Origin of the sequence: Georgenia soli (genome assembly GCF_002563695.1) — a bacterium.
Classification (GTDB): domain Bacteria; phylum Actinomycetota; class Actinomycetes; order Actinomycetales; family Actinomycetaceae; genus Georgenia; species Georgenia soli.
Genome location: NZ_PDJI01000004.1, coordinates 3721891 through 3734655, shown reverse-complemented (window position 1 = coordinate 3734655; position 12765 = coordinate 3721891). Strand labels below are relative to the sequence as shown.

Here is a 12765-nt window from a genome sequence, read left to right as displayed (position 1 = left end):
GCGCCGTCGTGCGGCCACGTCATCGACGCGCGTCAGCGTGCGTGGTGCGCTCGATCTCGGTGCCGTCGCGGCGGAGAAAGACCCACCGCCGTCTCCGCCGCTCGATGCTGATGCGGTGCTGATGCACGTGGTCATGATGCTGCCAGCAGAGCAGGACGCCGAGCTTGACGCTGGTGGAACCGAAATGCTCCCACCACCAGACGCTGTGATGGACCTCGCCCTCCCCGGGCGGGGCGTCGCAGTTGGGGAACTGGCAGTGCTTGTCCCTCGCGATGATCGCCCTGGTCTGCGCGGCGGCGAAGATGCGCTGCTCACGGCCGACATCCAGAACCTCGGAATCAGGTCCGAAGACAACCCGATGGAGCCCGCTTGAACACGCGAGCCTGGCCAGCAACGTCGGCGGCAGCGGAGTGCCGTCCTCGAACGTCGCAGGGGGGACCGCGCCCATCGAGGCGGCGTCCAGGTCCGCCCCGATCACCGAGTCGGGCAGCTCCTGCCCGCAGTTGCACAGCCCGACGCCGGAGCCGCCGTCGACCGAATGATCACCATCAGGGAGTCCGACCTCTCCGACGTCGAGGCCGACGCCGGCGCGGTCACGACTGTTCGCCACCGGGCCGGTGAGGCCGAACGCCGAGCCGCGATGCTCTGCGGAACTGGGGGTGTCAGCGGAAGCGGATCTGGAGGTGTCACCGGAGAGTGAGCAGCCGGAGTGCCGGCGCGCGGGTGCTGAAGCGGCGATGAGCCGCTGAAGTGTCTCGAACGGCACGTGCACGCTGACATGGGGCCGGATGCGTGCTCCCGGTCGCAGCGTGCCTGAGTCCAGCCCGAGATGCGCGAGCCCAAGGAGGGACTTCGCGAGCCGCTGAGCCGGTGACCGTCGATCACCCTTGGCAGGCGTGCCGGTCCGGGCCTTCAGCGCGGTGAGAAGCACCTGACCGCTCGACCGGGACAGCCACCCGCCCGGCACGTAACCGTCGGTCGTCTCGGCGAGGTAGAACTCCTCGCGGTCGCTGTCCTCGACGTACGCCCGGTCGGAGGCCTCAGGGTCCGCCCGCAGCCCCCAGTGCTTCACCGCTGTGTCGAAGGCCGATGCGTCAAGCTCCTTGGCGTGCGTCAGCAGGAAGTCCTCACCGACCTCTTCGTCACGTAGCCGTTCGCGCCGCGCCTCCGTGTTGGTGGTGTGACGCACGATCGCAGCGACGTGGTCCGTGCTGATCTCGCCGGCCGCGAGCGCCTTGGCGGTTCCTGGCAGATGGTCGCGGAGCGCTCTTGCCTGCCGGACGTCCCGCGCGGCACTCGACCGGTGCCGCCCGGTCCGCGCCCGGTACCAAGCCGCCATTGAGCGCGCCCCGTCCACCGCCCACCGACCGTCCGCCTCTACGGTTGCCAGCACCCTGGCGGCGAGCGCGTCACCTCTCCGACGGATCTGCTCGACGCCGTCCAGCGCGCTCATCAGTGCGTCGCCCTCGAGCTCGTGCAGGTCGACGTCCGCCAGCGCGTCGAGCGCGTCCCGCATCTGCGCCAGCCGGGAGGCGACGATCTGCCCAGCGGTGGCGGCAGCAGAGCTCCCCGTCATCACACTCGCCCCCGTCGCTCGAATCGGCCCGTTCCAATACGGACAAACTATCGAACGCCCGTTCGACCTGCAAGAGTTATCAGCGAATTCCACCCAATCTGTGGATACGCAGGAAGCGAGTATCGACTGTGGATCGTCGAGTGTGGATAGGGTGGCATTTCAGACCCTGTGGAAGGCCGGCCACCTAGTCACATGGACCCTTCGTCAGCCGCGGGACGACGGGGATTGAGCCCTGCGGTGCCGGAGGATCTCAGCCCTGTGAAAGGCGCGGCATTTCAGGCCTGCGGAAGCCGCGGTCTTTCAGTGCTGTGGGAACCGTGGCAATTCAGCCTCTGTAGAAGCGGTGGCATTCCAGCCCCTGTGGAAGCGGTGACATTCCAGCCCCTGTGGAAGCGGTGACATTCCAGCCCCTGTGGAAGCGGTGGCATTCCAGCCCCTGTGGAAACCGCGGCAACTCGGCGTGCGAAAACCATGCCGATTCCGCCCCTGTGGAGGGCGGCAACTCAAACCGTGCAGACGACGGTCACCCTAGGTTCGCGAGGTGCGTCGTCCTGGTGGTCGAACTGACGGCATCCGGCCGCCCGGGAAGAGCCGCTCCAGCCTGGCGGCCCCGACGCACGGCAGCCCTCCGCGACGTCGCGCGGCACCGTGTGACAGGACGACTCATCCCCTCCCCGCCGAACTGACCGCGACGCACGGACCTGCCATCATCGTTGCGTGCTGCTCGCCGAGCTGGTCGACACCCATGCCGCCGTTGCGGCCACCCGCTCACGCCTGGAGAAGCGTGCGCTTCTTGCCGCAGCGCTGAAGGCGGCCGGCGAGGGCGAGGCCGAGGTCGTCGCCTCCTTCCTCTCCGGTCGACCGCGGCAGCGTCGGACCGGTGTCGGTTGGCGCAGCCTTGCCGAGCTCCCGGAGCCGGCACGGGAGCCGTCGCTCACGCCGACCCAGGTGGACCAGGCGCTCGAGGAGCTCGCCGCCCTCGCCGGAACCGGTTCCCAGGCAGCTCGCGGAGAAGCTGTCCGCACCCTGTTCTCCCGCGCGACGACGGCGGAGCAGCAGTTCCTTCGCGCGCTGATGCTGGGCGAGCTGCGGCAGGGCGCCCTGGACTCCGTCCTTCTCGACGCCATCGCCGCCGCTGCCGACGTGCCGGTCGCACTGGTCCGTCGCGCGGCGATGTTCTCCGCCCTCTCGGGGCCCATCGCCAGTGCCGCCCTCGCCGGCGGGGCCGAGGCGCTGGAGCAGTTCCGCCTCGAGGTGGGACGACCTGTCCGCCCCATGCTCGCGGCCTCGGCCCCCGACGTCCCGGCAGCCCTGGAGAAGGCGGGCTCCGCCGTCGTGGCGGACGGAAAGATCGACGGGATCCGCGTCCAGGTGCACCGGGCTGGTGAAGAGGTCACGGTCTTCACCCGCTCCCTCGACGACATCACCGACCGGTTGCCAGAGGTCGTGGAGGTCGCCCTCTCGCTCGAGACGGACGCCGTCGTCCTGGACGGTGAGGCGATCGCGCTGGGACCGGACGGACGGCCGCGGCCGTTCCAGGAGACCGGTTCCCGCACGATGAGCAGGGACGCCGTGGCGCTGCGTGAGCAGATCCCGCTGACCGTCTACTTCTTCGACGTCCTGCACCTCGACGGGCGCGACCTCATCGACTCTCCCGCCTCGGAACGGTTCAGGGCGCTCGGTGGACTCGTGCCCGAGGCGGCCACGGTCCCCCGGTGCCCCACCTCCGACCCCGCGGAGGTCCAGAACTTCTTCGCCGAGATGATCGCGCGCGGCCACGAGGGCGTCGTCGTCAAGAATCTCCAGGCGCCCTACGACGCAGGCCGACGGGGTTCGGCGTGGGTGAAGGTCAAGCCGAGGCACACGCTGGACCTCGTGGTGCTCGCCGTGGAGTGGGGCAGCGGGCGACGGCAGGGCACGCTGTCGAACATCCACCTCGGGGCCCGCGACGGCGACGGCTTCGTCATGCTCGGCAAGACTTTCAAGGGGATGACGGACGAGATGCTGGCCTGGCAGACGCGCCGGTTCCTCGAGCTCGAGACAGGCCGCAGCGGGCACGTCGTGCACGTCCGCCCGGAGCAGGTGGTGGAGGTAGCGTTCGACGGCATCCAGCGGTCGCCGCGCTATCCCGGCGGGATGGCGCTCCGCTTCGCCCGCGTCCTGCGCTACCGCGACGACAAGACCGCGGCGGAGGCGGACACCGTGGAGACCGTGCGATCGCTCGCGTGAGCGGTCGGCCCGCACCGTGCCGAAGTCAGACCGGGGTTGCGACCAACGGCCCACGCAGACAGCCGGGCCAGACTGACAATGGAGCATGGGATTCGACGCTGAACGTCAGGTGACGATGCTCGACGAGGACGAGTGCTGGCGGCTGCTCGAGGCCAAGGACCTCGGCCGCCTGGCCGTGAGCGTGCAGGACCAGCCGGACATCTTTCCCATCAACTACGCGACCTCACGCCGCCGGCTCTACCTGCGCACCGCCCAGGGCAGCAAGCTGCTGGAACTCACGATCAACAGCCACGTCGCGCTCGAGATCGACGACATCGGCACCGACTCCGCCGTCTCCGTCGTCGTCCAGGGGACGGCCCGACAGCTCGAGGCCGAGGCTGAGACGGAGGCCGCCGAGCAGCTGCACCTGCGCCCGCGGGTCGGCGACGGCAAGCCCGTGTTCGTCGAGATCACCCCGGTGAACGTCGAGGGCCGCAGGTTCCACCTCCCACCGGAGTCCGAGGAGCCCGAGTAGGCAGTCGGCCTCCCACCGGAGTCCGAGGAGCCCGAGCAGGCAGTCGGCGGCTGCAGGCGCGCGCCTATGAGTTGCGGGGTCCCGCACCCTCCGCCAGAGTCCGGGGACGTCGACGGCACAAAATCGTGACGTCGACCACCTCGGAGGGGGAGGCGATGACCGACACGGCTGTCGAGACGGCCAGGCCAGAGCTCAAACGAGTCATCGGCCCGAGGCTGCTCCTGCTGTTCATCGTCGGCGACATCCTCGGCACCGGCGTGTACGCCCTCACCGGCCAGGTGGCCGGCGAGGTCGGCGGCGCGGCCTGGGCGCCGATCCTCCTCGCCTTCGTCGTCGCCACGATCACCGCGTTCTCCTACCTGGAGCTCGTCACGAAGTACCCGCAGGCCGCGGGCGCGGCCCTGTACACGCACAAGGCGTTCGGCGTGCACTTCCTGACGTTCCTCGTCACCTTCGCCGTGCTGAGCTCCGGCATCACCTCCGCGTCCACAGCCGCGAAGTTCCTCGGTGAGAACTTCATCGTCGGCTTCGGCCTCGACTGGGGCCAGGGCGGCGTCACCGCCGTCGCCGTCACGTTCGTCGCGCTGCTCGCGGTCATCAACCTGCGCGGGGTCTCCGAGAGCCTGAAGCTCAACGTCGTGCTCACGCTCGTCGAGCTGACCGGCCTGCTCATCGTCATCGCCATCGGCCTCTGGGCCATGACGCAGGGCGGCGCCGACCTGGGCCGGGTCATGGTCTTCGAGTCCGCCGAGGACAAGACCACCTTCCTCGCCCTCACCTCCGCGACCTCGCTCGCGTTCTTCTCGATGGTCGGGTTCGAGGACTCCGTGAACATGGCCGAGGAGACCAAGGACCCTGTCCGCACCTTCCCGCGGGTCATGCTGACCGGCCTCGGCATCACCGTCACCGTCTACGTCCTCGTCTCGGTGGCGGCCGTGGCGGTGGTGCCCGTCGGCACCCTCTCCGAGAGCACCACACCGCTGCTCGAGGTGGTCCGCGCCGGCGCGCCGGGGCTGCCGGTGGACGTGATCTACCCGTTCCTGTCGATGTTCGCGGTGGCGAACACGGCCCTGATCAACATGCTCATGGCCTCGCGGCTGATCTACGGGATGGCCCGGCAGGACGTCCTCCCGCGCACGCTCGGGCTGGTCATGCGCAGCCGCCGCACCCCGTGGACGTCCATCGTCTTCACCACCCTCGTCGCTGCCGGACTCATCATCACGGTCACGAACTTCATGGGCGAGGAGGCGGTGACGGCGCTCGGCGGCACCACAGCCCTGCTGCTGCTCTGCGTCTTCGCGGTCGTCAACGTCGCCGTCCTGGTGCTGCGCCGCCGTCCGGTCGGGCACGAGCACTTCCGCTCACCGCGGGTGCTGCCCTACCTCGGCGCACTGACCTGCGCCTTCCTCGTGGGCCCGTGGGCACAGGACCCGATCGAGTACCGGATCGCCGGCGTGATGCTCGGTCTCGGCGTGGTGCTGTGGTTCCTGACGTTCCTGTGGAACCGGGCGGTGCGCGCCAAGAAGACCCGTTTCGGGGACCCGGCCGCGCTGGAAGGCTGATGGTCCCGACACCCCCCGCCCACGGCGGGCGAGCACAAGGAGGAACCGTGACCGTCGTCGTCGCCGCGCACACGCCGACCCCCGAGGGAGAGGCCGCGCTCGAGCATGCCGTCGGCGAGGCGCAGCTGCGGGCCGCCCGGCTCGTGGTGGTGAGCCGCGGCCCGCGACTGCACGAGCAGGACCATGCAGGCACCGACGTGGCCGCGCTCGAGCGCAGGCTGCAGGACGCCGGCATCGAGTTCGCGGTGCACCGCCCGACGGGCGACTACGACTACGCCGAGGAGGTGCTCGAGGCCACCCGGGACAACGCCGCCGTTCTCGTCGTGATCGGGATCAGGCACCGCACCCCGGTCGGCAAGCTGCTCATGGCGAGCGCGGCGCAACGCGTGCTGCTCGACGCCCCCTGCCCGGTCACCGCCGTGAAGGTGCCCGGCGCCGTCGGCTGAACCTCGGCCGGGAGACGGAGCCGTCAGGCCGCCTCGAAAGCGGCGAGCTCGGCGTAGACGACGTAGCGCTGGGCCACGGATCCGAGCGGGTGACACGCGACCAGGGTCATCAGCCGACCGACGGCGGGACCTCCCGGGTTCTGCGGGTCCGGCTCCACCACGCGCACCTGGTCCGGCTCGACGATCTCGTGCCCCGTCACGGCGTAGGTGTACTCGCCCTCGGCACCTGTCACGATGATCTCGTCACCGACCTCCAGCTCCTCGACGCCGTAGAGCGGTCGCGAGTGCAGCGTGCGATGGCCGGCCAGGGCGAAGTTGCCCTCCTCCCCCGGCATCTGGCTGTCCGGGAACCGGCCGAGGCCCAGCTCGTCCAGGACCGCGTCGGTGATGCCCTCGCTCACCGGCTCCTCGTAGTCGCCCCAGCGGGGCACCCGCATGGTCGCGAAGGTGGTTCCTTCCGCGGGCACCGGCGGCACGACGACGTCGGAGAACGGGTCCGCGGACTCGGTCGGGCGCTCCGTACGCCCGGACGGCACCTCACCACGGGCGTGGTCGGCGGCCGGCCGGGCGACGGCTGCGGGAACGCGGGCCACGTCGTCCGGTCCCATCGCCGTCGCGACGCCCACCCCCGCGATGCCGAGGACGACGGCGACAACCCCGATCAGCGCGTGAGGACCGCGGCGCGGCGTCGGTGTCGCGGGCATGGCTCCCCCAAGGACGTTTCGGGCGTCTGCCCTCCACTATGACGCCCGCAGAGCCGGAGCACCACAGCTCGCACGGACGACGGCGGAGCCGACCTTGCGGGGGCGGCTCCGCCGTCGGGAAGCCCGGTCAGGACCGCTGGATGGTGATCTTCCGGGCCGGCGGGACCTCCTCGGGCACCGGCAGGCGCACCTCGAGCACGCCGTCACGGTAGCTCGCGGAGATGTCGTCGGTGCCTGCACCCTTCGGCAGCCGGATCTGCCGCTCGAACCGCCCGTACCGGAACTCGGAGCGGAACCCGCGTGCCTGCTTCTCCTCCGTGCGCTCCTCCCGGTGCGCACTGATGGTCAGGACGCCCTCGTCGACGGTGACGTCGACGTCCTTCTCCGGGTCCACCCCCGGCAGCTCCGCGCGCACCACCAGCTCGCCGCCGTCGCGGAACTCCTCCACACGCATCGGTACGCCACCGCCACGGCCGACCTCGCGCAAGGGCCACGGCATGTCCCCGAAGGGAAAGGCGTCCCAGAGCTGCTCCGCGATGTCGCGCGGGGAGCGGCGGGCCGGCACGGAGGCGTGCTGCTCCTCCGAGTCGTTGGGCTGCGTCGTCATCTGGTGATCCTCCTCGATCAGGCCGGACCGGGGCGGCCCGGCGCCCGGTCCCATGGTGCTCCGCCCGAGCATCCGCCGCACCTCGTAAACGCTTTCCGCCCTGAGAGGGGCGGCGAGCCGGACCAACAGTCGACTTTGGGCTGAAATGCCCAGAGCGCCCCGGATAGCGCTTACTGTCGCCCCGCAGTACGCTGCAGCGACGCGATGCCCGCCGTACGTCGTCCGTGCGTGGCACCCCCCAGATTGGAGCAGCCGTGAGCCCGGACCGTAACGGGACGCGCCGTCGTCCGCCCGTGGCGGGGGCGGTGACACTCTCGGACGTCGCCCGCGCGGCGGGGGTGTCTCTGGCCACGGCCTCGCGCGCGATCAACGGCAGCGCCAACCGCGCCGTCGGGGGCGAGCTTCGCGAACGGGTCCTGGCGACGGCGGAGCGCCTCGGTTACTCCCCCAACGCCCACGCGCAGGCGATGGCCCGCGGGCAGACCGCGACGCTGGGCCTGATCGTCCATGACATCGCCGACCCCTACTTCTCTGCCATCGCCGCCGGCGTGACGGACGCTGCGGACGCGGCCGACCTCATCGTGACGCTCGCAAACACGCACCACGACGCCGACCGTGAGCTCCAGTACGTCCGCACCCTGCAGAACCAGCGCGCCCGGGCGATCATCCTGGTGGGCGCCCGGCAGAACGACGGCGAGGCGAACCTCCGGCTGCGGCGGGCGCTCGACGCCTACCAGGCGCGTGGCGGGACCGTGGCCATGGTGAGCCAGGCGATCCTCGGGGTGAACGTGCTGCGGGTGGACAACGAGCGCGCCGGCGCAGACCTGGCTCGCGCACTGCACGACATCGGCTACCGCCGGTTCGCCGTGCTCACCGGCCCGACAGAGAATCTCACCGCTCACGAGCGCTCCCGAGGCTTCCTCGCCGCCGCGGAGGAGCTGGGGTGCCCGGTCCCGGACGAGCGTCTCGTCCCGAGCCCTCTGACCCGCGACGGTGGGCACGAGGCGATGCGGGAGCTTCTCGCCCGGAGGACCGGCGCGGACCTGGTGTTCGCCGTCACGGACGTCATGGCTCTCGGGGCGCTCACCGCCGCACGGGAGGCCGGGGTCTCGGTGCCGGACGACCTGGGGCTGGCAGGGTTCGACGACATCGACACGCTCCAGGACGTCACGCCCGCGCTCAGCACGGTCCGCATCCCGCTGCGCGAGATGGGTCGCGAGGTGACGAGGCTGGCCCTGGCGCCCGCCGAGGACGGCCCGCTCGAGGAGCACGTGACCGGCCAGGTCGTGCTACGCGCCTCCACCCCGCCCCGCAGCTGATCGCGGAGCACCTCTCGGCCTGACCTGGCCCGGCCTGGCTGGCCGGGCGTGACTGGGCTGGCCGGGCGTGACTGGCCGGGCTGGCCGGGCTGGCCGGGCTGGCCGGGCTGGCCTGATTGACCCCGGCCGGCCTGGTGCCTGGTGCCTGGCCTGGCGCCTGGTGGCGCGAACGCTAGTGCGGAAAGGCTTTCCCCGGCCCGGGCGCACTGCCCTTGACACGATCGCACATCGGCGCCTACTTTGCCGGAAAGCGCATTCCCACCTTTGCCCCCAGCCTCGATGGAGAGTCCCCATGAGTTCCCAGGTCCTGCGTATCGCGATGAACGGCGTGACCGGCCGGATGGGCTATCGCCAGCACCTGGTGCGGTCCGTCCTGGCGATCCGGGACGCGGGCGGCGTGGAGCTGGAGGACGGCGGCCGGGTGCAGGTCGAGCCGGTTCTGGTGGGTCGCAACGAGGACAAGCTGCGCGAGCTGGCCGCGCGGCACGACGTGGACGCGTGGTCGACGGACCCGGACGCGGTGATCGCGGACCCGTCCGTCGACATCTACTTCGACGCCCAGGTCACGTCCCGGCGGGTCGCGGCGCTGACCGCCGCGATGCGGGCGGGCAAGCACGTCTTCACGGAGAAGCCCACGGCCGAGACGCTGGAGGAGGCGGTCGCCCTCGCGCGCCTGGGGCAGCAGACCGGGGTGACCGCGGGGGTCGTCCACGACAAGCTGTACCTCCCGGGCCTGGTGACGCTGCGCCGGCTCGTCGACGAGGGCTTCTTCGGGCGCATCCTCTCCCTGCGGGGAGAGTTCGGGTACTGGGTCTTCGAGGGCGACTCCCAGCCGGCGCAGCGTCCCTCGTGGAACTACCGCAAGGAGGACGGCGGCGGGATCACCACGGACATGTTCTGCCACTGGAACTACGTCCTGGAGGGCATCCTGGGCCGGGTGGACGCGGTGACCGCGAAGACGGTCACGCACATCCCGACCCGCTGGGACGAGAGCGGCCGGCCGTACGCGGCCACGGCCGACGACGCCGCGTACGGGATCTTCGAGGTCACGACCCCGGGGGGCGACCCCGTCGTCGCCCAGATCAACTCCTCCTGGGCCGTGCGGGTCTTCCGGGACGAGCTGGTGGAGTTCCAGGTGGACGGCACGCACGGCTCCGCGGTGGCGGGCCTGCGCCGGTGCGTGGCCCAGCAGCGCGGGCACACCCCCAAGCCGGTGTGGAACCCGGACCTGCCGGTCACCGAGCCCTTCCGCGACCAGTGGCTCGAGGTCCCCGCGAACGCCGACCTGGACAACGGCTTCCGGCTCCAGTGGGAGGAGTTCCTGCGCGACGTCGTCGCCGGCCGCCCGCACCGGTACGGCCTGCTCTCCGCGGCGCGCGGCGTCCAGCTCGCCGAGCTGGGTCTGCGGTCCTCCGCCGAGGGACGGCGCATCGAGATCCCGTCGATCACGCTCGACGACGCCACTGCCGCGGAGGGGCCTCGCGAGGACACCGTGGTGGAGCGGGCCGGGGCCCTCACGGAGGCGGCCCGATGACGACGACACCGGTCACGTCCGCGACGGTCTCCCTGCCCGGAGCCGACGGCGAGATCGCCACGCACCGTCTTCGGGCCCCGGGCTCGTGGACCCGGCCCACCGGGCCGATCACCACCCGGGTGGCGTACGCCGCCGCGCACGTGGTGCCCCAGCTCACCGCGGACAACACCCCCGGGGCGCCCGCCGCGCTGGACTGGGACGCGACCCTCGCGTTCCGCCACCACCTGTGGTCCTACGGGTTCGGCGTCGCCGAGGCCATGGACACGGCCCAGCGGGGCATGGGCCTCGACTGGCCCGCCGCCGCCGAGCTTATCCGACGCTCGGCCGCGGAGGCGCGCGCCGTGGGCGGGCAGATCGCGTGCGGCGCCGGCACGGACCAGCTCCACCTGCCCGACCTCGCGGGGACCGACCCGGACCAGGCTCTCGGGCGCGTGCTCGAGGCCTACCGGGACCAGCTCGAGGTCGTCACCGAGGCCGGTGCCCGGCCCATCCTCATGGCGTCCCGGGCGCTGGCCGCCGTCGCGCGCGACACCGCGGACTACCTGTCCGTCTACACCACCCTGCTGCACGAGGTCAGCCAGCCGGTCATCCTGCACTGGCTCGGTGACGTCTTCGACCCCGCCCTGGCCGGCTACTGGGGCACGACGGACCCCTACCGGGCCGCCGAGGTCGTGCTCGGCCTGATCCGCGACAACGCCGAGAAGGTCGACGGCATCAAGGTCTCGCTCCTCGACGCCGATCTGGAGATGTGGCTGCGGGAACGACTGCCGGCGGGTGTGCGCATGTACACCGGCGACGACAACAACTACCCCGACCTCGTCGTCGGCGACGCTCGCGGACACTCGGACGCCCTGCTCGGCATCTTCGCCGCGATCGCCCCCGCCGCCTCCACCGCCCTGCAGCTGCTCGACGCGGGCGAGACGGTACGGGCGCACGAGATCCTCGCCTCGACGCAGGCGCTCGGCCGGCACATCTTCGCGGCGCCGACGTACTACTACAAGACCGGCGTCGCGTTCCTCGCCTGGCTGAACGGCCACCAGCCCGGCTTCCAGATGGTCGGCGGGCTGCACTCCGGGCGCTCGGTGCCGCACCTCGTCGAGCTGTTCCGCCTGGCCGACGCCGCCGGGCTGCTCACCGCGCCTGACCTCGCAGCCCGCCGGATGGCCCAGTACCTCGCCGTGAACGGCCTGAGCCTGGAGGACGCCCTATGAGCAGCAGGTCCACCGCCACGCCGGCGGCCACCGCCCCGCACACCTCCGTCGGCAGCGGGACCGCCAGCAGCGTGACGGTCAGCAGCGGGACCGCCGTCGGCGCGACCGCCGGCGAGGCGGACCTCACCCGCCTGTCGCTGAACACCGCCACCACGAAGAGGTGGACTCTCGAGGAGGCTGTCGAGGGCAGTGTCCGCGCAGGTCTGTCCGCGGTCGGGCTCTGGCGCGACCGCGTCGCCGAGGCGGGGGTGGACCGCGCCGCCCGCCTCGTCCAGGAGGCGGGCCTGCGCGTGACGTCGCTGTGCCGGGGCGGCTTTCTCACCGCCGCGGACGACGGCGGCCGCCTGGCCGCTCTCGAGGACAACCGTGCCGCCGTCGTCGAGGCCGCGACCCTCGGCACCCGCGAGCTCATCATGGTCGTCGGCGGGCTGCCCGCGGCGACCGGTCCGAACGCACCGGCCCGGCCGGGCGGGGACAAGGACCTCGTCGCCGCCCGCCGGCGTGTGGCGGACCGGATCGGCGAGCTCGTCCCCTTCGCGAACGAGCACGACGTCCGCCTGGTCCTCGAGCCGCTGCACCCCCTCTTCGCCGCCGACCGTGCGGTGCTGTCCACCCTCGGTCAGTGCCTCGACCTGGCGGAGCCGTTCCCCGCCGAGTCGGTCGGCGTCGTCGTGGACACCTACCACGTGTGGTGGGACCCGCAGCTGCGCGAGCAGATCGCCCGTGCCGGCCGCACCGGCCGCCTGGCCTCCTACCAGGTGTGCGACTGGATCCAGCCGATCGCCGTCGACCCCCTCCTGTCCCGTGGCTACATGGGTGACGGATTCATCGACTTCCCGACGATCACGCGGTGGGTGGCCGAGGCCGGGTACACCGGCGACGTGGAGGTCGAGATCTTCAACCAGGACGTCTGGGACACCCCCGGCGACGAGGTGGTCGCCACCATCGCGCAGCGGTACGGCCGGCTCGTCCAGCCGCACCTCTGACCCGTCGACTCGTCCGGCCGGACCGCAGGTCGTGGTCCGGGTCAACCGGTACGGCCACAGCTGAACGCCCGACCCGA

At 71.6% G+C, this 12765-nt stretch carries 11 protein-coding genes; 8 read left to right on the top strand and 3 right to left on the bottom strand.

Translation table 11 applies throughout. The features are described 5' to 3' along the window. Positions 1-19: 19 nt before the first annotated feature. Positions 20-1576 (bottom strand): HNH endonuclease signature motif containing protein, encoded by a 1557-nt coding sequence (locus ATJ97_RS18245; RefSeq protein ID WP_098484965.1) that lies wholly within the window; start codon positions 1574-1576, stop codon positions 20-22. 717 nt (positions 1577-2293) lie between these two features. On the opposite strand from ATJ97_RS18245, the gene ATJ97_RS18240 reads away from it, so the two are divergent. The 4 genes from ATJ97_RS18240 (at position 2294) to ATJ97_RS18225 (ending at position 6327) form a co-directional block, all read left to right on the top strand. Continuing rightward, positions 2294-3805: an ATP-dependent DNA ligase gene (locus tag ATJ97_RS18240; RefSeq protein ID WP_098484964.1), complete on the top strand. Its 1512-nt coding sequence runs from the start codon at positions 2294-2296 to the stop codon at positions 3803-3805. Between the two features lie 85 nt (positions 3806-3890). Next, positions 3891-4319 (top strand): pyridoxamine 5'-phosphate oxidase family protein, encoded by a 429-nt coding sequence (locus tag ATJ97_RS18235; protein WP_098484963.1) that lies wholly within the window; start codon positions 3891-3893, stop codon positions 4317-4319. Positions 4320-4474: 155 nt separating this feature from the next. After that, entirely contained in the window at positions 4475-5881 is a 1407-nt protein-coding gene (locus ATJ97_RS18230; RefSeq protein ID WP_098485592.1) for an APC family permease, read from the top strand. A gap of 47 nt (positions 5882-5928) precedes the next feature. Then, positions 5929-6327, top strand: coding sequence for a universal stress protein (locus ATJ97_RS18225; protein WP_245862719.1), 399 nt, complete (start codon positions 5929-5931; stop codon positions 6325-6327). A gap of 23 nt (positions 6328-6350) precedes the next feature. On the opposite strand, the gene ATJ97_RS18220 is transcribed toward ATJ97_RS18225, so the two are convergent. Both ATJ97_RS18220 and ATJ97_RS18215 read right to left on the bottom strand, forming a co-directional pair. Next, complete coding sequence (locus ATJ97_RS18220; protein ID WP_098484961.1) at positions 6351-7031, bottom strand: class E sortase; 681 nt, start codon at positions 7029-7031, stop codon at positions 6351-6353. A gap of 127 nt (positions 7032-7158) precedes the next feature. Then, positions 7159-7638, bottom strand: a complete 480-nt coding sequence (locus tag ATJ97_RS18215) for an Hsp20/alpha crystallin family protein (RefSeq protein WP_342746921.1) — start codon at positions 7636-7638, stop codon at positions 7159-7161. Positions 7639-7892: 254 nt separating this feature from the next. On the opposite strand from ATJ97_RS18215, the gene ATJ97_RS18210 reads away from it, so the two are divergent. The 4 genes from ATJ97_RS18210 (at position 7893) to ATJ97_RS18195 (ending at position 12688) form a co-directional block, all read left to right on the top strand. Next, on the top strand, positions 7893-8957 hold the full coding sequence (locus ATJ97_RS18210) for a LacI family DNA-binding transcriptional regulator (RefSeq protein WP_245862717.1): 1065 nt from the start codon (positions 7893-7895) through the stop codon (positions 8955-8957). A 292-nt stretch (positions 8958-9249) separates the two neighbouring features. Continuing rightward, positions 9250-10491, top strand: coding sequence for a Gfo/Idh/MocA family protein (locus tag ATJ97_RS18205; protein ID WP_098484959.1), 1242 nt, complete (start codon positions 9250-9252; stop codon positions 10489-10491). After that, the gene (locus tag ATJ97_RS18200; protein WP_098484958.1) at positions 10488-11702 is read left to right on the top strand and encodes a dihydrodipicolinate synthase family protein; all 1215 of its coding nucleotides are present in this window, start codon (positions 10488-10490) and stop codon (positions 11700-11702) included. The genes ATJ97_RS18205 and ATJ97_RS18200 overlap by 4 nt, the downstream gene beginning before the upstream one ends. Then, positions 11699-12688 carry a sugar phosphate isomerase/epimerase family protein gene (locus ATJ97_RS18195; protein ID WP_098484957.1) on the top strand — a complete coding sequence of 330 codons (990 nt, stop codon included), beginning with the start codon at positions 11699-11701 and terminating at the stop codon, positions 12686-12688. Before ATJ97_RS18200 ends, ATJ97_RS18195 begins: the two co-directional genes overlap by 4 nt. The last annotated feature ends 77 nt before the right edge of the window (positions 12689-12765 follow it).

Bases quoted from the DNA above. Each gene is read 5' to 3' on its own strand.
- ATJ97_RS18245 (WP_098484965.1), bottom strand. From the start codon at position 1,576: ATGACGGGGAGCTCTGCTGCCGCCACCGCTGGGCAGATCGTCGCCTCC.
- ATJ97_RS18235 (WP_098484963.1), top strand. From the start codon at position 3,891: ATGGGATTCGACGCTGAACGTCAGGTGACGATGCTCGACGAGGACGAG.
- ATJ97_RS18230 (WP_098485592.1), top strand. From the start codon at position 4,475: ATGACCGACACGGCTGTCGAGACGGCCAGGCCAGAGCTCAAACGAGTC.
- ATJ97_RS18220 (WP_098484961.1), bottom strand. From the start codon at position 7,031: ATGCCCGCGACACCGACGCCGCGCCGCGGTCCTCACGCGCTGATCGGG.
- ATJ97_RS18215 (WP_342746921.1), bottom strand. From the start codon at position 7,638: ATGACGACGCAGCCCAACGACTCGGAGGAGCAGCACGCCTCCGTGCCG.
- ATJ97_RS18205 (WP_098484959.1), top strand. From the start codon at position 9,250: ATGAGTTCCCAGGTCCTGCGTATCGCGATGAACGGCGTGACCGGCCGG.
- ATJ97_RS18200 (WP_098484958.1), top strand. From the start codon at position 10,488: ATGACGACGACACCGGTCACGTCCGCGACGGTCTCCCTGCCCGGAGCC.
- ATJ97_RS18195 (WP_098484957.1), top strand. From the start codon at position 11,699: ATGAGCAGCAGGTCCACCGCCACGCCGGCGGCCACCGCCCCGCACACC.